The organism is Allosphingosinicella sp., assembly GCF_059502505.1.
The window spans coordinates 691,758-711,370 of record NZ_JCACEU010000016.1 but is presented as its reverse complement, the minus strand read 5'-3'; the positions used below and the strand labels follow the sequence as shown (position 1 = coordinate 711,370).

Here is a 19,613-nt window from a genome sequence, read left to right as displayed (position 1 = left end):
CTTTAGCGGCGGGCGGTTGACGAGCGGTAAACTATGGCTGCGGGGCGGCGTTATGCGGCGAGGCTCGGAGAAGTGGCTCCCTGGGTAGGATTCGAACCTACGGCCATTCGATTAACAGTCGAATGCTCTACCGCTGAGCTACCAGGGAGCAGCCATCAGGCGAGGCGCGCCTATAGCAGCAATTTTTTCAGCTTCGCAAGCGCCTACGGCCGCGACGTCAGCCGAACGCCGGCTTCGCCTTGCCGCGCTTGTAGCCCTTCTTCTCGAGGCACTCATAGGCGACGTTGAGGGCTGCGATCGGCTCAATCGGCTCGACCAGCTTCCCATGATCCGAGCAGATCCTGATATCGCGCTCCTGCTCCGCGCGGGTGCGGGTCGGATGATAGACCTGGGTGGCGCAACCGGCGAGCGCGAGCAGGAGCAAAAGCGGGAGCTTCACGGGCACGACAATCCCTCAAGCCGGTCTGGAAACGAGCCTAGCGCCTGGCTGGAGGGATGAAAAGATGCGGCCGTCGGTGCTTAGCCGGTGGCGCCAACAGCTCCGGGGATGAGCGGGGCGGCCTGCATGTCGGGCGGCGTCTGGAAGTCGCTGGCTGCGCCTCGGGCCTTCGCCACGCCGCCGGGGAAGCCGCTACGGTCGCTATAGTCCCGAGTCTCGCCGCGGCTTCGACTCCTCTGCCTGGTGAGCGTGCTGGCGACCAGCAGGTCGACCACGGTGACGCCGACCACCGCAGCGATGGCGTAGCCGGCATAGCGACGCTGCTCGTCATCGCCCCTGCGCATGCCGACCGCGAGTGTGCCGAGGTCCACGAGGTCACCGGCGACCCGGCTCCAGATGGCGGGGCCGGCATCGACCGAGAGGGCGCCGACGCCCGCCGCCACCTCGCGCGCGCCATAACCGCGCACCAGCCCTTCCTTGCCTTCGAGGCCAAAGGTGCGGGCGAGCTTGCCGGGCGCGACCAGCTCGACCAGGCCGAGGCCGAGGCTGAACCAGCCGAGACCCCGCGCCATCCTGTCGGCCGTGGTGAGGCTCCGCTCGGGATTGTTGTCGGTAAGAGTGGATGCACGCGCCATCACTGGGTCTCCTGTCAGGGTTTCAGCACGACTTTGATGCAGTCGTCCTGCTTATGCTCGAAGGTGCGGTACATACCGGGTCCTTCCGACAGCGGTACGGTGTGAGTGACGACGAAGGATGGGTCCATCTGCCCCTCCTCGATGCGGCGCAGCAGGTCGTCGGTCCAGCGGTTCACGTGGGTCTGGCCCATGCGGAACGTCAGGCCCTTCTGCATCGCCATGCCGAAATTGAACTTGTCGATGAGCCCGCCATAGACGCCCGGGATCGAGATGATGCCGGCCGGGCGGCAAACATAGACCATCTCGCGCAGCACGTGCGGACGGTCGCTCTCCAGCATGTTCATCTGCTTGACCCGGTCGATGAAGGCGTCGGGCGTCGATGTGGCGTGCGCCTCCATGCCTACCGCGTCGATGCACTTTTCCGGCCCCTTGCCTTCGGTGAGGTCGTTGAGGCGCTCGACGACGCTCTCATCCTCGAAGTTAATCGTGATCGCGCCCGCCGCTTCCGCCATGCTGAGCCGCTCGGGCAGGCGATCGATGGCGATCACCTGCCTGGCACCGAGCAGAATCGCACTGCGGATCGTGAACTGTCCGACCGGTCCCGCACCCCAGACGGCGACGGTGTCGGTTGACTGGATGTCGCACTGCACCGCGGCCTGCCACCCGGTCGGGAAGATGTCGCCGAGGAACAGCACCTGCTCATCGGTGAGGCCGCTCGGCACTTTGATGTGCGTAGTGTCGGCGAAGGGCACGCGAAGATACTCCGCCTGCCCGCCGGGATAGCCGCCGGTCAGGTGCGTGTAGCCGAACAGGCCGGCAGTGCGGTGACCGAACACCTTGTCGGCCATCTCGCCATTGCGGTTGGAGCGCTCACAGACCGAGAAGTTCTGGCGCTTGCACTGGTCGCACTCGCCGCAGAAGATGGTGAAAGGCACGACGATCCGATCGCCCTTCTTCAGCGCATTGTTCTCGGATCCGAGCTCGACCACCTCGCCCATCATCTCGTGGCCGACGATGTCGCCCGGTTTCATCGCCGGTATGAAATTGTGGAAGAGGTGAAGGTCGGAGCCGCAGATCGCGCAGCTCGATACCTTGATGATCGCGTCGCGTGGATGCTCGATCTCGGGATCGGGCACGGTGTCGTATCTTATGTCCTGCTTGCCGTGCCAGACCAGGGCTTTCATCGTTTGGCTCCTCTCGGGGTTCGCCACCTGAACGCGACCTGCGCCATTTCGGGTTCCGGCCAGCCGCAAATCTTTTTCGGTTCGTCGCGACGTTCCGGCTGACGCTGGTTCAGCTTAGCAATTCAGCCCGTGGCGACCCGTTTCGCGCAGTCGTCGAAGGTTGCCGAGCCGGAACATTGACCGCTGGCCGTGGGTTTTCAGACCAGGTTTACGAAGGAGCATTCCATGGCAACCAAGACTGAGAACAAGGGCGGAAGCAGCAGCGCAAATCGCCGCTCGACCGCGTCGGGCAGCGGCAAGCTGTTCGACTGGGACAATGGCAGCACCGGCGTGCTGGTCGGCGCCGCCGTCGCCGGCGCCGCGGTCGGACTCGCCGCCAATATGGGCCGCAAGCTGTTCGTGCAGATGATGAGCGGCGCGACCGGCGACTGGGTCGATGCGCTCACCACCGAGCATGAGATGGCGCTCGCCATCTTCGACAAGATCGAAGCCACCGCCGACGACCAGACGATGATGCGCTCGCACCTGCTGGCGAAGCTCAAATATGCGCTGACGAAGCACGCGCTCGAGGAGGAGAATGTGGTCTATCCGGCGCTCCGCCAGGCCGGCCTCACGGAAGAGGCGGACGAGCTCAGCTCCGAGCACGGCTATGTGAAGACCTATCTCTACGAGCTCGAGACGCTGCCGAACGACAGCCCGGAATGGCTGGCGCGGGTGCGCGACTTCCGGACTATGATCGAGGAGCATATGGAGGAAGAGGAGAACGACATCTTCCCCCGCTTCCGCAGCCGCTTGTCGGACGAGCAGAACGCCAAGATCAGCTCGATGATGAACAAGGAAGGCTTCAAGTTCGCCTGACGGCGGCGCAAGCCTGAATGTGAAGAGGGCCGGCCCTGGTGGACCGGCCCTTTTCTTTCATCCCAACTGCCCGTGGCAGTGCTTGTACTTCCGTCCTGAGCCGCAGGGGCACGGGGCGTTGCGGCTGACCGGCGGCGCCTCCTCCACCATCAACTCGTCCGGGATCATCGGCTGGCCGATCTGGAGCGGCGGCAGGCGGGAGAAGATGTTCCCCGTGGCGGCATCCATGTCGTAGCTGTCGTCCTCGCCGGTGAACGGATCGATGTGATGGGTGATGAAGTCCGGCATCTCCGGGAATTCCGGCTGCTGGAAGCTGAACTGCGCGAAGGCGAGCGTGCGGGTCACGTCCTCGCGGATCTGGCCGAGCATGCGCTCGAACATCGCAAACGCCTCGTGCTTATACTCGTCGATCGGCTTCTTCTGCGCGTAGGCGCGCAGGTGCACGACCTGGCGTAGCGCGTCGAGCATCGCGAGATGCTCCTTCCAGTGATGGTCCAGCGACTGGAGGAGGATGCTCTTCTCGATCTGGATGTAACTGTCGGGCTCCAGATCCTTCACCTTGTCGTCGATCTGGGCGTCCGCGGCGGCGCGGATACGGTCGACCAGCAGTTCCGGCTCCACAGCCTCTTCCTGCAGCCAATCGTCGATCGGCGGCTGCAGGCCGAACACGTGATCCACGCGCTCCTTGAGGAGCGGGATGTCCCACTGCTCGGGATAGCTGTTCGGCGGCACCGCCTCACCGACGATCGAATTGACCGTCTCGGCGCGCATGTCGATGACGACGTCGCCGACCGTCTCCGCGTCCATGATGTCGGCGCGCTGCTCGTAGATGACCTTGCGCTGATCGTTCATAACGTCGTCATATTCGACGACCTGCTTGCGGATGTCGTAGTTGCGCGCCTCGACCTTCTTCTGCGCAGTCTCGATCGCCTTCGAAATCCACGGGCTGACGATCGCCTCGCCATCCTCGAGATTCTTGTTCATCAGCCGCGCGAACATGGTCTGCGGGCCGAAGATGCGCAGCAGATCGTCGTCGAGGCTGAGATAGAAGCGGCTGAGGCCCGGATCGCCCTGGCGGCCTGAGCGGCCGCGCAGCTGGTTATCGATGCGTCGGCTCTCGTGGCGCTCGGTGCCGAGCACGAACAGGCCGCCCGCGGCGAGCACGCGCTCGCGCTCCTCACCGACCTCTTGGTTGATCTTGGCGATCGCAGCGTCGCGCTCCGGCCCTTCAGGCATCGCACTCAGTTCGTCTTCGACGCGAAAGTCGACATTGCCGCCGAGCTGGATGTCGGTGCCGCGGCCGGCCATGTTGGTGGCAATGGTGACGGCGCCGTAGCGGCCCGCCTGCGCCACGATATGCGCTTCATGTTCGTGATAGCGCGCGTTCAGCACCTCGTGCTTCACGCCTTCGCGATTGAAATGTTCGGAGAGCATCTCGGACTTCTCGATGGAGACGGTGCCGACCAGCACCGGCTGGCCGATCTCCTGCTTCTCCTTCACCGCCTTGGCGATGGCGGCGAACTTGTCGCCGATATTCTTGTAGAATTCGTCGTCCTCGTCGATCCGCTGCACCGGCAGGTTGGTCGGGATCGTCACCACGTTCATCTTGTAGATGTCGTAGAATTCAGGCGCCTCGGTGAGCGCCGTGCCGGTCATCCCCGACAGCTTCGGGTAGAGGCGGAAGTAGTTCTGGAAGGTGATCGAGGCGAGGGTCTGGTTCTCGGGCTCGATCTTGGCGCCTTCCTTGGCTTCCACCGCCTGGTGGAGCCCGTCCGACCAGCGCCGGCCGTCCATCATGCGGCCGGTGAACTCGTCGATGATGATGACCTTGTCGTCCTTGACGATGTAATCGATGTCGCGGCGGAAGATGACGTTCGCGCGCAGCGCCTGGTTGAGGTGGTGCACCACCTGCGTGTTCTCGAAGTCGTAGAGGTTGGCGCCGAACAGCAGTCCGGCACCCTCCAGCATCCGCTCCACCTTCTCGGTGCCGTCTTCGGTGAGGACGACCGACTTCTGCTTCTCGTCGACCTCGTAGTCCTCGGGGACGAGCTGCTTCACCAGCGCGTCCACCGACATGTAGAGCTCGGACTTGTCGTCCGTCGGGCCGGAGATGATGAGCGGGGTGCGCGCCTCGTCGATCAGGATCGAGTCCACCTCGTCGACGATCGCGAAATTGAACGGCCGCTGCACCATCTGGGCGCGGTCGTATTTCATGTTGTCGCGAAGGTAATCGAAGCCGAACTCGTTGTTCGTGCCGTAGGTGATGTCGGAGGCATAGGCGGCGCGGCGCTGCACGTCGCTGAGGTTCGGCACGATTACGCCGACGGTGAGGCCGAGGAAGCGGTAGACCTGCCCCATCCACTCGGCGTCACGGCGGGCGAGATAGTCGTTCACGGTGACGACGTGGACGCCCTTGCCTTCCAGCGCATTGAGGTAGGTGGCGAGCGTGGCGACCAGGGTCTTGCCCTCGCCGGTGCGCATCTCCGCGATCGAGCCGCGGTGGAGCACCATGCCGCCGACCATCTGCACGTCGTAATGGCGCTGGCCGAGCGTGCGCTTGGCGGCTTCGCGGACAGTGGCGAAGGCTTCCGGCAGGATGTCGTCCAGGTCCGCGCCCCCTTCGAGGCGCTGGCGGAAGATGATGGTCTGATTGCGCAGCTCATCGTCGGTCATGGCCGAGATGGTCGGCTCGAAGCCGTTGATGCCGTCGACGATCTTCTGGAGGGAGCGGACGTAGCGATCGTTCGCCGATCCGAAAATGGTCTTGGCCAAGCCGCCAAACATGAGCGTTCCTGTCGTTAAATGAGGCGTGTTCGCACGCACGCCGCCAGCCCGCCGGGAAGGGCGGGAATAGCCGTGGCGATGTAGGTTCGGCCCCCGGTCAAGTCAATTGACGCAGCCTTTGACGCAGCCTAGCCGAACGGTCATGAATGCAGGACTTGAAGGCGGCTGCGCCTGCGGATCAGTACGTTATCGGCTAGCGAGCGCGCCGTTCGATGCGGGCTGGTGCCATTGCACCACCTGTCGGCTCAACTCGGGCGCACCGGCAATGGTGTTCGCCAGCGTCCCCGCCGGCGATCTCGTCTTCATCGAGGGCGCTGACCGGGTGAAAAAGTTCAAGTCGAGCAGCTTCGGGCACCGCGAGTTCTGCGGCGACTGCGGGACGCCCTTCACGATGAAGGTGGACCACCAGCCGGAAACCGTGGACTTCAGCGTCGCCACGCTCGACGACCCGGATGGGGTGAAACCCGGCTTTCATATCTTCTACGAAAGCCGGATCGCCTGGTTCGACACGACGGACGACCTCCCCCGCCACGCGCGGTTCCGGCCGGATACGCGCGGGCTGGAGGGGACGGAGCCGCCGGCTTAGAGCTGACCCTGCAGCCAGCTCTGCAGCGCGCTCTTCGGCGCGGCGCCGACCTTGGTGGCGGCGGGCTGGCCGTCCTTGAACAGGATCATCGTCGGGATGCCGCGGACGCCGTAGCGGGCGGGCGCGTCGGGATTGTCGTCGATGTTGAGCTTGGCGATCGTCACCTGCTCGCCCAGTTCCTTGCTGATCTCCTCCAGCGCCGGAGCGATCATCCGGCACGGGCCGCACCATTCCGCCCAGAAGTCGACGAGCACCGGGCCCGAGGCGCTGATCACGTCGCTGTGGAAGGAGTCGTCGGTAACGGTCTTGGTAGCCATGAAAATCTCCTGAGGGTTCGAAACGGGATGTAAGGTGCGCCCCGGCCGGTCTCAAGCCGCCGCAGCGGAGCGAGGCAGGAAGGGCTCGAGCAGGTCGCGAGGGAGCGGGTGGAGCGCCGGGCCGGACGTGTAGAGCAAGGCCGCTTCGATCGCTCGGCCCGGGAAGATCACCTCGAGTGCGGCGACATAGGCGGCCATCTGCCTCAAGTGCGACGGCGGCAGCTCGGCAAGCGAACGCGGGACCGCTCTCCCCGTCTTGAAGTCCACCACACGGATCCGGTCGGGCAGGACGAGCAGCCGGTCCACGGTCCCAGAGATCACCGAGCCGTCCGGCGTCACCGCCGCGATCGGCGCCTCCGCCAGCGCGTCGGCGCTGAAGATGTCGGCATAGAGCGGGTCGGAAATGATGCCGCAGGCGTCCTCGACCAGGCTCCGCCTCAGACTCTCGTCGAGCACACCGGCGGAACGCAGCAGCCAGTCGTCCGCCAGCCGCGCCCGCTCCCCCAACTCGATGCCCGGCAGGCGCTCGAACAACTGGTGCAACCATTTGCCCCGCTGCGCTGCCGCCCGCATTTCGGGCGTCGGTGGCGGGCTGGCGGCTTCGTCCTCGCCCGGTGCCGTCGGTGCAAGCGGTCGCGGCGGCCGGGCTTCCGCGGGGGCGGGGTGCTTCAGCCAGGCAGGCGCTTCGGGCCGACGCGCTGGCGCTCCGAGGGAAGCAGCCCTCGCCGGCGCTTCCGGGTCGCCGAACCGGCGGGACCGGCCCCAGACCGGGTCGTCCTCCCATGCAGAGCCGAGGCCGTCGATTGACGCCTCGCAGGCCGCGTACCAGCTCGTCTGCGGCGGCCCCTTCTTGTCGGCGGGACCGAGCGAGCCGCCGATGTAGAGCCGCTCCTCGGCGCGGGTCAGCGCGACGTAGAGCAGCCGCCAATGCTCCTCCCGGTCGAGCCGGTCCTGCAGCTCGATCTGCGACTTGAGCGGCTCGGCCAGCTCGTCCTTGCGCGGGCGGAAGATCGGCAGCCGCGTCTCCTCGTCGATCTGGAAGCTGGTGAAGCTGCCGCGCGCGCGGGCCGGATCGACGCAGGCGTCGGCGAGGATGACGATCGGCGACTGCAGGCCCTTGGAGCCGTGCACGGTCATCACCCGCACCGCATCGAGCGGAGCGGAGGGGTCGCGGACGATCTCGACGTCGCCCCTGGCGAACCAGTCGAGGAAGGGCTGGAGCGAGGGTGTGCCGTTGCTCTCGAACTCGAGCGCGCTGGCGAGCAGCTCCTCAATCGGGTCGCGCGCCTCGGCGCCAAGGCGCTCGAGCAGCTTGCGACGACCGTCAAGCGCACCCGACAGGATCGTCTCCAGGAACTGGTGCGGCGTCGCATAGTCGGCCATGTTGAGGATCGAGAGCAGGTCCTCCAGCGTCTCCGGCAGGCGCGGAATATTCGCTGAGCCGGTGCGGAGCTGCTGCCAGAGCGGCACCTTGCCCCGGCCGAAAGCGAGCGCATAGAGCTCGTCCTGCGACCAACCGAAGAGCGGCGAGACGAGCAGGCTTGCGAGATTGAGATCGTCAAGCGGCTGGACTGCGAAGCGCGCGGCGGCGAGCAGATCCTGCACGGCGAGCGGCGCGCTCAGCAGCAGGCGGTCGACACCCGCTACCGGCACGCCCTCGGCATAGAGCCGCGCCACGAGCAAAGAGGCAAGATCGCCGCGGCGGCGCACGAGGACGAGGATGTCCTCGGCCCGGACCGGACGGCGCTTGCCCGGCGGCCCGAGCTCGAACGGATGATCCAGCCACTGGCGGATCTGCCTGGCGAGGCGTGCGGCGTAACGACGAGTCGTGTCGCTGATCCAGCCTTCCTCGCCGCCTTCCTCATCCTGGTCGGACTCCTCCGAATAAGGCTGCCAGAGCGTCACCGCGCCGGGACGGGAGGAGTGGAAGCTTTCGTGCGGGTTGGGGCGGCGCGGCAGGCCGAGCGCTTCATGACCGAGATCGCCGATCACCCGGTCAACCAGCTGCAAGATGGGCGGCGAGGAGCGGAAGCTCCTGTCCATCGAGAGGTCGAGGAAGTCAGGCGGCACGTCGCGCGCGCCCATCTCCTCCGCGGACGTCCGCACCTCCCGCGCGGCCGACTGGAAGTAGCTGCGCGCGCGCTCGAATTGTCGCGGATCGGTGCCCTGGAAGCGGAAGATCGCCTGCTTGAAATCGCCGACCGTGAAGATGGTGCGATGGCGGCCGACTGCCCCCTCGCCTGCAAAGAATTCCTCGGTCAGCGCACTGACGATGTTCCACTGCCGCTGGTTCGTGTCCTGCGCTTCATCGACGAGGATATGGTCGGTCGACTGGTCGAGCTTGTAGCGGACCCAGTCGCCCATGCCCGGCGTGAGCAGCAGCGCCTCCGCGCCCGCGATCAGGTCGTCGAAATCGACCACGCCGTGCGCCCGCTTCGCCTCCGCATAGGCAAAGGCGAAGCTCTGGCCGGCTCTGAGGCCGGCTGCGAACTGCGCGATCAGCTCGGCCACACGACGCATCGTCAGCAGCCGCTGACAGCAGTCGACCAGCCTGGCGGCATGACCGGCATAATCGGGATCGGCCTTCAGCAGGCCAGCGGAAATCGACCGCGGCTCGCCATCCTTCTTGAGGACGATGCCGGCCAGCTCCGAGAGCGTGCCCGCGCGATGCCTTCCGTCGCCAGCCTGCCAAGCGGCAATGACGTCGAAGCAATTGAGACCGGTGGAGGTGCCCCAGCCGCGATTCGCTGCGGCAATCCGCCGCAGCGTCTCGAGATCGAAGACGTCGTCGCAGCAGGCCGCCTCGATCCCCTCCTCGATATTGCCCAGAGGAAGATCGAACGCATGCCGCAGCCGCGCCTCAATTCCCTCTCGCGGGCCGATTGCCGCCATGGCGCGAGGCGCCCGCGCGCAGCACATCAGGAATCCTTCCGCCCCGCCCTCGCCCAAGCGATGGCTCAGCGCCTGCATGTCGCGCACCAGCCCATGGTCGCCGGTCGCCTCGGCGCGCACGAGCAGGTCTGCTAGGGTGGCGCGGCTCAGCAATTGCTCCTCGCGGCCCTCGAGTGGCCGGAAACCCGGCACCAGCCCTGCCTCTGCCGGAAAGGCGGCAAGCAGCCCCTGCGAAAAAGCGTGGATGGTCTGGATCCGCAGTCCGCCGCCCGCCGCGTCGAGCACGCAAGCGAACAGGGTGCGCGCCCGCTCCCGCATCTCCGGCCCCGGATCCTCGCCAAGCGCCATCAGCTCGGCACCGAGCTCCGTATCCTTCAGCCGCACCCAGTAAGCGAGTCGCGCGTGGATGCGATCGGCCATCTCGGCCGCGCCGGCCTTGGTGAAAGTGAGGCACAGGATCGATGACGGATCGACCCCCGACAGCAGCAGCCGCAGTACCCGCGCCGTCAGCACATGGGTCTTGCCGGTCCCGGCGGAGGCGGAGAGCGCGGCATGGTCGCGCGGGCTGGAGGCGAGCTTCTGCTCGCCGTCGAGACGGGTCAACGGCTTCAGGCGCTTAGGCAATCAGAGCATCCCGCACGCTGCCTCTATAGGCGATGCGCGGCGGCTTTCGCCAGCGTCAGGCGCCAGCGTCAGGCTGTCGTGGTCCGCGTCGCCGCCGGGCTCCAGGTCCTGGTCACCAGCACGCGGTCGCCGACCTTGACGTTTGCGAACAGGAGCTCGGCGAATTCCTCCGGAATGCCGATGCAGCCGTGGGTGACGTTCCCCTCCCCCACTACGCTGCCATGGATGGCGACGCCGTCCCAGGTGAGGCGCAGCATATAGGGCATGAGCGCATCGTAGAGGTTGGAGACGTGGTCCTTGCGCTTCTGCAGGATCGGAAAGGTGCCGACCGGCGTCGGCATGTCGTCGGCGCCCTTGATCAGGGTGGTGCGGCCGATCTCGATCCCGGCGCGGTAGACGTAGAGGACCTGGGCGCCGAGATCGACGACGACGATGGTGCGCCCCGCCGGTACCCCCTCTTCGTTCCAGGCATATTCCGCCGGCTCCAGCGGCCGCTCGAGCGCGAGCACGCCGTTGACGACGAGGCCCGTATTCGGCTCCGGAAGCGCGGCCTTCCTCACCAGCGAAGCTGCCGCAGGCGCCTCGAATGAAGCTGCCGGAGCCGGAGCAAACTCAGGTGCCGCCGTCGCTGCCGGAGCAGGTTCTGCCTCGGGCGCCGGCACGGGCGAGGCGGCAAGGAAGGTTGCGAAGGCAGCCAGCGCGAGTTTGGAATGGATCCAGGTCCAGCGGCCGGTCAGCGCTTCCAACATATACGAGCGTCCTGATTGCTTCGGGGCGCCTCTTTACCGAATCTTAAGACTTGTTTCCAAGGGGGTGTTCTACCGCGTCCCTTCCCGGGACGAGTGGGAATAAGAGGCTGAAGAAGCCAGTCGGAGGGAACCAATCAGGAGGCGGCGCGCGACCGCTCCGCCTCCGCAGGAGGAAACCCGGCTCCCCCTCGGGCACCATTCGCGGGCTCTCGTAGACCTCGATCGTCTCGAAGATCGGGCGGGTGAAATAAGGGTCGTTCGCCAGTTAGGCGTCGAGCGCGGCGCGGTCGGGAACGAAGATGAATATGCTTCCGCCCTCCAGCAACGGGCCCGCATGGAGGATCAGTTGCTGGCAGTCGCGACATATTCGAGATGCGCCGGCCGCTCCTCGCGTCGTAGCGCCCCGTCCCCTTGTCCTTGCCAATGACGACGAAATGCATGGCGACTCTCCCCAAACCTATCCCGCCCGGGAACAGGGTATCAGAAGATGAGCGCACCCGCGAAGAACGCAACCGCTGCGATCATCCAGTCCTTGGGCTGCATGGTCCTGATGAAGTCCATATATCGTCTCCTTCTGTGTTATAGATATAACACACCCGATGTGCTGGCAAGAGACGACGTCCGGCCTCACCCGTTCTCGACATCGACGGGCGAGTTCCTGTCCATGCTCGTCGATTCGCCGCGCTCGCGATCGTCCGGCGACGGGTCTTCGCCCTTCTTTCGCACGTTGCCGGTGATGTCGAACTCATCCGTCTCCGGCTTCTTGGGGGAAGGTCCGGAATTCACGCTGTTGCGATTGTCGTCGCCTCTGCTCTGGGTCATGGCTGTTGCTCCTTGTCCACGGCCCGACTAACAAACTCGGCCGCAGGTTCGATCCCGCTTCCCATCCCGTGGTTAACGCTGTTAATCCCAGGCTCAGCCGCTCCGCCCCAGGCTGGGATGCGGCGGACCCTCGATGAAATTGGCGCCTCTACCACCGATGATCAGCTCTCGTTTCCTGCCGATACTCCTCGCGGTCGCTCTCGCCGCGCCCGCGTCCGCGCTCCAGGCGCAGGAGACGAATACGGTCGGCCCCGAGGAGATCCGGAACTTCTCGCTGCCGGGCACTCCTCCGCCCCGGCCCGAACCGGAACCGACGATCGCGCCGGTCACGCCGCCCGTCGCGCAGCCCCAAACGCCTGCAGCGACGCCGACTCCGGCGCCCACCGCCGCCGCACCCGCGCCAACGCCCACTCCGACCGCGACCACGCGCGCTCCGACAGCGCTCGCTCCGGCGGCGCCGCGCCAGGCTGCCCCAGCGGCTACGCTTCCCCAGCCGGAAGTCCTGCAGGAAGCGCTGCCGCCAGTCCTGACCACTCCTGTGCCTGAGGCCACGACTCCGCGGCCCGAGGCCGCTCCCGTCGCAAAGCCGCCTCAGGCGGAGCCGTTGAAGGAGCCCGACGGCGGCTTCCCTTGGCTCTATCTGCTGATCGGCGCCGGACTGGCGGCGCTCGGCTTCCTTGGCTGGCGCAAGCTTCAGACGACGGGGTTGGAGAAGCCCACGGAAAGTTTCGCGATCGCCAAGTCGCCTCCGCCCCCTGAGCCTGCTCCCCTGCCTGAGCCGGCGCCGCAACCGGCCCCTGCCGAAGCCCCCGCGGCCGGCGGCATCGGCATCGTCATGCGCCCCTGGCTCGAGCTCGAGTTCCGCCCCGACCGCGCCACCGCCACCGCGGACGGCGCCGGGGTCCAATATGAGGTGATCATCCGCAACACCGGGAACGCGCCGGCGCGCAACGTCCGCCTTGCTGCCCGAATGTTCAATGCCGGGCCGGAGCTCGACCAGGAGATCGCCGCCTTCTTCGCCCGCGGCGTCGACGAACGCGGTGCCGCACCGCTCACCGTCCTTCCCCGCACCGAAGTGAAGATCGCCAGCACGGTCAGCATGCCGCGCGCCGAGATGCGCGAGATCAAGGTGCAGGGCCGCTCTCTTTTCATCCCAACGGTCGCCTTCAACCTGCTCTACGCCTGGGGGCGCGACAAGACCGGCCAGACCTGCAGCTCGCACATCGTCGGCCGCGAGCCGGAGCAGCCGTCGCAGAAGATGGCGCCGTTCCGGCTCGACCTCGGGCCCCGCATCTACCGGCAGGTAGGGCAGCGCCCCAGCGCACTGGCGCGCGCGGTCTAGCGGGGCGGCCGCACCCCGGTTAAGTCATGCGCCTCACGACAGACGGAGACCTTCATGTCCGATGACAAGCCCGAGGAAGCCGGCGGCGAAGCCGTGCAGGCGGCAGCCGCAGCCGCGGCGGCCAAGCGGAAGAAGGGGTTGGTGACCGCGGGCGTGGCAGTCGGGATCGGATCGGCGGCGCTCGTCGCGGCCCTGCTCTACACCAATCGGTCGAAGCGCGACCCGGACTGAGGAACCCCCGGCGCGAGGCGCCGGTTCAGGCGGCACCTGCTTCACGGGAGAAGCCCAATGACGCGCAGCGTGACCGCCCTCTACAACAGCCGCGCCGAGGCAGAAGGAGTGCGTGCGAGACTCGTCGCGATCGGGGTCGATCCAGCCTGTATCCGGATGACAGACGAATCTCAGGAGCGCGAGCCCGGGGTGTTCGACAAGCTGGCGCGGCTCATCGTGGCTGAAGCCAGGTCGCTCGTCCGGCTCACCGCGGAGGTCGAGCCTGACGAGCTGGAGCAGGCGGCGCGGATCGTCGAACGGGCCGAGGCAGGTGAGAGCGCGCCGCGCGAGATCACCGAGCAAAGCTTCATCTTCCGCGAAACGGCCGAGCGGCTGGTCGTGGAGAAGGAGCTTGCCGTGCGCGAGGAGATCGTAATGCGCCGCACGGCCGAGCAGCATGTCGAGATCGTGCATGACACCATCCGCAGGACTGAGGTGGAGGTCGAGCGCCTCGGTCCGGACGGCCTGCGCTCGGACGAAGCCTATCCGACCGACTGAGATTGGCGGAGCGCCATCCGCGTGGTGCCGTCCAGCCCTGAAATCCTGGAATGCGTAAAGCGCACCTTGCGATTGGCGAAGTCCACCGAGACCCGCTCGAACAGCCGCAGTGCATCCATGCCGAGCAGCAAGGCAGGCTCGTCGTCAAGGCCGAGCTGGCGGAACGGGTGCACCTCGGCAAAGGCGACCGGCAGATCGTTGATCATCACGCCGCCGAGCCGGACCTGCTTCACCTGCGTATAATCGGCCTCGATCCTGCCGCCGGTGACGCTGATCAGCCCGATCGGCACCGTCTTGCCCATCCGCTTCTTGCCGATCAGCTTGCGGCGGAGCGCCTCGTTGCCCACCGTGACTTCCGAACCTGTATCGAGCACTACCTTCAGCTTCTGCCCCTCAAGGCTGGCGTCGACCAGCACAAGCCGGCCCAGCCGGTTGCGGGCGGTGACGACGATCGTATCCTTTTCCTTCACCCGCTCCGCCACGCGCGACGGCACGATCGTCATCTTCTGCTGCTCGAAGTCGAAGGTGACGCGCTGCGACTGTAGACTGTCGATGCCCAGCATCCCTGCCGCGCCGAGATTCTCCTGCTTGAGCGCAGGCGCGTGTATCTGGTGCACCGGCTTCTTGCTGACCTGCAGCTTCGGGATGACCACGGTCGAAACGTGCGTCTCTCCAGTCATGCTGTGGAGCCGGGCGCTCTTGCCCGCGCTGAGCGCAAGGCGCCGGGCGAGTTCCGCCGAGATCACGGTGCGCTCCGCGCCAGTATCGATCAGGAACTGATAGGGACCCTTGCCGTCGATCATCGTCGAGACGGTCATGCGGTCGCGCCCGTCCTCGGCGATGCCGATCTCTTCGCCACTCTCGCCCGGAGGCGCGGCGGCAGGGTCAATGCTCTGGGGCGTCGACGCGCCGCCGAGCAGGAGGGCCATCACCATTACACAAGGAAGACGGACGACCTTCATATCGCGACCTCCACCGGGAGACCGCAAGCCTAGGGGAGTCGCGGACGCGGAGCAACGGCCCCGCGTCCGCACCAGCGGCCTAGATGGGCAGCATCCCGAAATAAGCGAGGACGGCGACGACGAGGATCAGCAGGGCGATGCCGGCCAGCAGGCCGCCACCGCTGCCACGCTCGACGATCACCGTCTCTTTCTCAGTCAGCGCCTCACGGCGATCCGGATCAGTCATGGCTCATACTCCGACATTGTTACAGGGGTGAAACGCTGTTGCTTCGGCGCTGTTCCGCCTCGCCTCCCATGAGGAAGGTGATTAAAACGAGGCGCATGGCGAGCGCGCACCCGACCTACGAACCGGCCGACATCATGGGCGGCCTCTACGGCGACGGCATCATCGGTCTCAAAGGCGCCTTCCCGCGCGACTGGGTCGAGCGGCTGCGGGAGGATATTGAGACGCTCTACGAGGAGGCTCGGCAGGTTGCCGGCGGCGCCCTTCCGCGCGGACCCGAGCGCTTCTATGTCGAGGTGCAGCCGGAACGCATCGGCGGTTTCGTCGACATCGCGACGCATGCCTGGTTCGTCGCCGTCTGCGAGGCCGTGCTCGGCCCCGACTACAGGATCGTCGAAATCGGCTTCGACATCCCCTTCCCCGGCGCCGCCGACCAGCCCTGGCATCGCGACTTCTTCGTGCCTGAGGCGACCACCAAAGGCCGGCGGCTGAACTCGCTCGCCTTCAACCTCACGACCGTTGACACGCGGCCCGAGCACGGCCCGTTCGAAGTCGCGCCAGGCACCCAGTGGGACCAGTTCGAAGGCTGCCCCAAAGGCATGTTCCCGCCCAAGCCGCTCTGGCCGCGCTACATCGAGCGTGCGGTGCAGAAGCTGCCGCAGATGGGCGACATCTCCGCCCGCTCAGCCCTCACCATCCATCGCGGCACCGCCAACCGCTCGAACGAGTCGCGGCCGGTGCTGGTGGTGGGGGTGGACGCGCCCGACGCCACCAATTCGGCCCATCACGACCTCCAGGTCACTCCGGGCTATCTGGACTCGCTGCCGGCGCGGGTGCGCGACCACCTCATCTACCGCGTGGTCGACGAGCTGGAGACGGTTGTGCAGCATCACACGATCGAGGGACTGCTGAAGCCGGTCTACTGAGCCGAAAGGTGGGCGCCGCGCGCCGGGCCGCGCCATCGCCGCCACTAAGCCGTGCATTGGACGTTAACCATGCGGGGGCTTGCCGCCGGCGAAAGCCGGTTTGTTGGAGGCCAATATGAAGAGAATTGGCATTTTCTCCGCCGTCTGCGTCCTCACGCTGGTCGGCGCAGCGCCCTACGATACCGGCAGCGGCTATCCGCCCTGCTCCGCCACCGTGACCGACAGCTGCATCCAGCTCTACGAGCCGGGCGTGGCCACCCGCACCAATCTCGCCCTTAACGAGCAGCTCGGCCCCGATCGCGCGGGCGTCGGGCTCGCAGCGATGGGCGGACCGTATCAGCCGGTCGAGGTGGAAGAGGATTATGCGGTCTGGGACGACCAGGCTCCCGAGCCCGAGGACTGGACGGCGGACGACGACGAATATGCCGCCTACGAGCCTTATTATGAGGACGAGCCCGAGGACTATTATGCCGAGGATTATCACTACGACGGCATGTAGCTGACGCGGGCGCAGGCGCGGCTCAGGGCTGCGCCGGCGCCTCGTCGCGGCCGTACCATTCGTCGAGCCGCATCAGCTGGTCGAACTCGGCATAGGGCGCGTAGGCCGGGTTGAGCTTGGCGGTGAACGGCGCGTCGCCCGTCAGCCACTTGTCGGCGGCGGCGATGAAGTTGCGCGCGGCGATGGTGGTGAACTCGGCCGGATCGATGCCGTTTCGGCCGCCGACGGGGCTCGCGACATAGCCGAGCTTGCCGGCTTTCCGAGCGAGCGACCAATATTCGAAGCAGGCGGGCATCCCCTCGACATCCTTGAAGCCGCCGCGCTCCGCAATCAGGCCGAGCAGGCCGAGCTGCATCGAATAGCCCTCCGCCACCGCCTTCGGGCCAGGCGGCGTGCCGGTCTTGTAGTCGAGGATGACGAGGCTTCCGTCGGCCGCGCGGTCGATGCGGTCGACCTTGCCGCCCAATGTGACGCCCGCAATCTCGGTCTCGCCCCACACTTCCGCCTTGAGCGGCAGCCGCCCCGCCGCGCGATTGTTCGCCACCTCCTCGGCGATCCAGTCGATCGCCTCCATCAGCCGCGGCTGCCAGAGCGCGCGCATCAGCGGGTGGGCGTCGCTGCCGGCGAGCAGCGCCTCGGCACGCGGCCGCAGCTTGGCAGGATCGCAATCATCCTCCTTCATCCAGGCTTCGAGCACCTCGTGCACCGCAGTGCCTCGCCAGGCCGGGCTCGGATCGGCATCGATCGGGTCGAGCGCGCTCAGCCCCAGAATCTTGCGGGCGTAGAAGGCGAACGGGTCCGCCTTGAGCCGGTCGACGTCCGTCACTGCGATCTTGGGCGGCCGCTGCGCCGCCGGGGGGCTGGGCGCAGGGCGCCGGGACGGCCGATGCGCCTCCGGCTTGTCGAGCGCGGCCGCCCAGACCTTGTGCAGCGGCGAACGGGTGAGGCCGCCGGTCATCGCCTCCAGCCGCAGCCAGAAACGCGAGGCGATTGCAGGCGAACGCGCGTCGCGGCGCGCCCGGGTCACGAGCACGTTACGGCCGCCGAGGGCGCCGGCGAGATCATGCGCGGCAAGCCCGATCCGCCGCTCCAGCGATGGCAGCCCGAACTGGTGGCGGATGCGCGGCGCCAGCCAGGGATCGGGCGTCGGGAGAGCAGGCCAAGTGCCTTCGTTGAGTCCCCCCAGGACGATCAGGTCGGCATGCTGCAGCCGAGCTTCGAGCAGCCCCCAGATGAAGATGCGCGGATGCTGACCGAACGGCGGCCGCACCGCCCGCTCCGCCATCAACTGCTCGAGCATCGAGGGCAGGTTGGCAGGCTGGACGCGGTGGGGGCCATGTGCCGCCGCGGGCTCGACCGAGGTCAGGAGATCGGCGGCCTCGCGACCAGCGGGCCCAGCCCACGCTTCATTCCCCGACAAAGTGGAGGCGGCCTCCCGGAGCGCCGCGACAAGGCCCGCGAGGCTCGGGCGCTCGGCGGCAAACACGCGCTCGATCGGACGAAGCAGGGGCACGACGCCGCGCCACCATTCCGACGCACGCTTGCGCCGCTCGCCCTCGCGGCCGGTCCAGTCCGAGAGGAAGTCTGTCACGCCCTGCAGCCCCACCGGCGGCCGCGGCCCCCGCAAAGCCAGGTCCAGCGCGCGCGCACCTTCCAGCCAGTCGAGCCGCCCCTCTCCCTTCATCACCAGCGGATGCTTCAGCAGCGACAGCAAAGGGACCGGCGCGAAGCGCTCCGCCGCCGCCGAAGCCAGCGCGATGAGCAGGGTTCCGGGCGGCGTCTGGGAAAGCGGCCGTCCGGCGCTGTCATCGGCTTCGATGCCCCAGCGCTTCAGATGCGCCGACACGCGGCGGGCGAGATTGCGGTCCGGAGTCACGAGTGCGGCGGTTCGCTCCGGCGTTTCCAGCGCCTCGCGCAACGCAACCGCGATCGCCTGCGCTTCCTCCGCCGGATCGGCCAGCTCCAGCGCCCGGACGCCGCTGAGGCGACGCTCGGCCGGCTTCAGCTCCTGCCACTTGGCGGTGAAGAAAGCGGGCGCGAGCGCATTGGCGATGGCGCGGCTCCGTACCGCCGGCGCGTCCCTGCCCCCTCCCCAGCGCCAGCGTTCGGCCTCGCCGCGGCCGATGCTCATCCGATCGAGCAGCAGCTTGAGATGGAATTGTGGGTGCGTCTCGATCGAAGGGCGACGGCGGCCGGTATCGGGATCGGGTTCGTGCGGGCCCAGCGCCTCCCATTCGCGGTCTGGCATGTCGGAGTCGAGTCCCGGCAGCACGACAAACCCGTCCGGAAGCCGCGCCACGACCCGCAGCAGCCCGGTCACCGCAGGCGCGGTGGTGGTGACGCCCGCCGCCACCACGAAGCCCGGCGGCGGCTTGGTCGTCCAGCGCTTCGCGACGGCAGCCAGGAGCTTGTTGCGGCGCTCGGCAAGATCGATGCTGCCACGCTCCTTCAGCAGTGCCGGCCAGTCGTCGAGGATCACAGTCAGCCGGTCGAGCGACTTCTGCCAGTGGAGCGACAGGTCCGGCAGATCGGCCGCGAAGTCCCTGAGCCTTGCCGGCTCCACCTGCTCGATCAGCAACTGGTCGAGCGTACGGGCGAGGTCGGCTGCCAGGCGCAGCGCCTCGGCGGCATCGATTTCACCGGGCATGTGCCGCTGCACCAGTCTGGCGAGCAGCATCAGTCGCTCGACGGGCTCGATCGCGGGCGGGATCGCCTCCCCCTCCCCCAGCGGCTCCAGAGCGCCGCCGATCCGCTCGTCGAGCTCGGGATCGCCGATCGGCACGAGCCGCGGCAGCAGCAGCCCACCCTCCGATCGCCGTACGAAGGCATCGGCGATGGCCCGGGCCGCGCGATTGTTCGGAACGAGGATCAGGCCGCGCGCAAGCCCCGTCTTCTCCGCGCCAAAGCGTGCGATCAGCCCCGCCGCTAGTGCGTCAGCGAAGGCCCTGTGTGGCGGGATAGTGTAGACGGCGGGGCGGGAGGAACTCACCCCGTCAGCCTAGC

General features: G+C 67.1%; 18 protein-coding genes and 1 tRNA gene. 7 read left to right on the top strand and 12 right to left on the bottom strand.

Annotated elements, in window-relative coordinates; genetic code table 11:
* Nucleotides 1–73: 73 nt before the first annotated feature.
* From AC5JBD_RS11670 to AC5JBD_RS11655, 4 genes are all read right to left on the bottom strand, one after another.
* A tRNA-Asn gene (locus AC5JBD_RS11670) sits at nt 74–148 on the bottom strand.
* A 69-nt stretch (nt 149–217) separates the two neighbouring features.
* Nucleotides 218–439 carry a hypothetical protein gene (locus tag AC5JBD_RS11665; protein WP_495721963.1) on the bottom strand — a complete coding sequence of 74 codons (222 nt, stop codon included), beginning with the start codon at nt 437–439 and terminating at the stop codon, nt 218–220.
* A gap of 80 nt (nt 440–519) precedes the next feature.
* Nucleotides 520–1,074: a hypothetical protein gene (locus tag AC5JBD_RS11660; protein ID WP_495721962.1), complete on the bottom strand. Its 555-nt coding sequence runs from the start codon at nt 1,072–1,074 to the stop codon at nt 520–522.
* A gap of 14 nt (nt 1,075–1,088) precedes the next feature.
* Nucleotides 1,089–2,258, bottom strand: coding sequence for a zinc-dependent alcohol dehydrogenase (locus tag AC5JBD_RS11655; protein WP_495721961.1), 1,170 nt, complete (start codon nt 2,256–2,258; stop codon nt 1,089–1,091).
* Between the two features lie 225 nt (nt 2,259–2,483).
* Here AC5JBD_RS11655 and AC5JBD_RS11650 point away from each other — a divergent pair, with 225 nt between their 5' ends.
* Nucleotides 2,484–3,116, top strand: coding sequence for a hemerythrin domain-containing protein (locus AC5JBD_RS11650; RefSeq protein ID WP_495721960.1), 633 nt, complete (start codon nt 2,484–2,486; stop codon nt 3,114–3,116).
* Between the two features lie 57 nt (nt 3,117–3,173).
* Here the strand turns inward: AC5JBD_RS11650 and secA are convergent, their stop codons facing one another.
* Nucleotides 3,174–5,900: a preprotein translocase subunit SecA gene (secA, locus tag AC5JBD_RS11645; RefSeq protein WP_495721959.1), complete on the bottom strand. Its 2,727-nt coding sequence runs from the start codon at nt 5,898–5,900 to the stop codon at nt 3,174–3,176.
* Nucleotides 5,901–6,042: 142 nt separating this feature from the next.
* On the opposite strand from secA, the gene AC5JBD_RS11640 reads away from it, so the two are divergent.
* Entirely contained in the window at nt 6,043–6,486 is a 444-nt protein-coding gene (locus AC5JBD_RS11640; RefSeq protein WP_495721958.1) for a GFA family protein, read from the top strand.
* Here the strand turns inward: AC5JBD_RS11640 and trxA are convergent.
* The 4 genes from trxA to AC5JBD_RS11620 all read right to left on the bottom strand — a co-directional run bounded on the left by trxA (nt 6,483) and on the right by AC5JBD_RS11620 (nt 11,890).
* Entirely contained in the window at nt 6,483–6,803 is a 321-nt protein-coding gene (gene trxA / locus AC5JBD_RS11635; protein ID WP_495721957.1) for a thioredoxin, read from the bottom strand. The two genes, AC5JBD_RS11640 and trxA, sit on opposite strands and share 4 nt — an antisense overlap.
* 51 nt (nt 6,804–6,854) lie before the next feature.
* On the bottom strand, nt 6,855–10,298 hold the full coding sequence (gene addA, locus AC5JBD_RS11630; RefSeq protein ID WP_495721956.1) for a double-strand break repair helicase AddA: 3,444 nt from the start codon (nt 10,296–10,298) through the stop codon (nt 6,855–6,857).
* An 89-nt stretch (nt 10,299–10,387) separates the two neighbouring features.
* On the bottom strand, nt 10,388–11,068 hold the full coding sequence (locus AC5JBD_RS11625; RefSeq protein ID WP_495721955.1) for a L,D-transpeptidase family protein: 681 nt from the start codon (nt 11,066–11,068) through the stop codon (nt 10,388–10,390).
* Nucleotides 11,069–11,695: 627 nt separating this feature from the next.
* Nucleotides 11,696–11,890, bottom strand: a complete 195-nt coding sequence (locus tag AC5JBD_RS11620; RefSeq protein ID WP_495721954.1) for a hypothetical protein — start codon at nt 11,888–11,890, stop codon at nt 11,696–11,698.
* A gap of 157 nt (nt 11,891–12,047) precedes the next feature.
* Here AC5JBD_RS11620 and AC5JBD_RS11615 point away from each other — a divergent pair, with 157 nt between their 5' ends.
* The 3 genes from AC5JBD_RS11615 to AC5JBD_RS11605 are packed head-to-tail and all read left to right on the top strand — an operon-like array spanning nt 12,048 to nt 14,000.
* Nucleotides 12,048–13,232 carry a hypothetical protein gene (locus AC5JBD_RS11615; protein ID WP_495721953.1) on the top strand — a complete coding sequence of 395 codons (1,185 nt, stop codon included), beginning with the start codon at nt 12,048–12,050 and terminating at the stop codon, nt 13,230–13,232.
* A 54-nt stretch (nt 13,233–13,286) separates the two neighbouring features.
* Nucleotides 13,287–13,463, top strand: a complete 177-nt coding sequence (locus tag AC5JBD_RS11610; RefSeq protein ID WP_495721952.1) for a hypothetical protein — start codon at nt 13,287–13,289, stop codon at nt 13,461–13,463.
* A 57-nt stretch (nt 13,464–13,520) separates the two neighbouring features.
* Complete coding sequence (locus AC5JBD_RS11605; RefSeq protein WP_495721951.1) at nt 13,521–14,000, top strand: DUF2382 domain-containing protein; 480 nt, start codon at nt 13,521–13,523, stop codon at nt 13,998–14,000.
* On the opposite strand, the gene AC5JBD_RS11600 is transcribed toward AC5JBD_RS11605, so the two are convergent.
* Complete coding sequence (locus AC5JBD_RS11600) at nt 13,985–14,935, bottom strand: retroviral-like aspartic protease family protein (protein WP_495721950.1); 951 nt, start codon at nt 14,933–14,935, stop codon at nt 13,985–13,987. The two genes, AC5JBD_RS11605 and AC5JBD_RS11600, sit on opposite strands and share 16 nt — an antisense overlap.
* Before the next feature lie 106 nt (nt 14,936–15,041).
* Nucleotides 15,042–15,188, bottom strand: coding sequence for a hypothetical protein (locus tag AC5JBD_RS11595; RefSeq protein WP_495721949.1), 147 nt, complete (start codon nt 15,186–15,188; stop codon nt 15,042–15,044).
* A gap of 95 nt (nt 15,189–15,283) precedes the next feature.
* Here AC5JBD_RS11595 and AC5JBD_RS11590 point away from each other — a divergent pair, with 95 nt between their 5' ends.
* Together AC5JBD_RS11590 and AC5JBD_RS11585 are read left to right on the top strand one after the other, a co-directional pair.
* Nucleotides 15,284–16,111 (top strand): phytanoyl-CoA dioxygenase family protein, encoded by an 828-nt coding sequence (locus AC5JBD_RS11590; RefSeq protein ID WP_495721948.1) that lies wholly within the window; start codon nt 15,284–15,286, stop codon nt 16,109–16,111.
* Nucleotides 16,112–16,226: 115 nt separating this feature from the next.
* Nucleotides 16,227–16,610: a hypothetical protein gene (locus AC5JBD_RS11585; RefSeq protein ID WP_495721947.1), complete on the top strand. Its 384-nt coding sequence runs from the start codon at nt 16,227–16,229 to the stop codon at nt 16,608–16,610.
* Between the two features lie 22 nt (nt 16,611–16,632).
* On the opposite strand, the gene addB is transcribed toward AC5JBD_RS11585, so the two are convergent.
* Nucleotides 16,633–19,599 (bottom strand): double-strand break repair protein AddB, encoded by a 2,967-nt coding sequence (gene addB, locus AC5JBD_RS11580; protein ID WP_495721946.1) that lies wholly within the window; start codon nt 19,597–19,599, stop codon nt 16,633–16,635.
* Between the last annotated feature and the right edge of the window lie 14 nt (nt 19,600–19,613).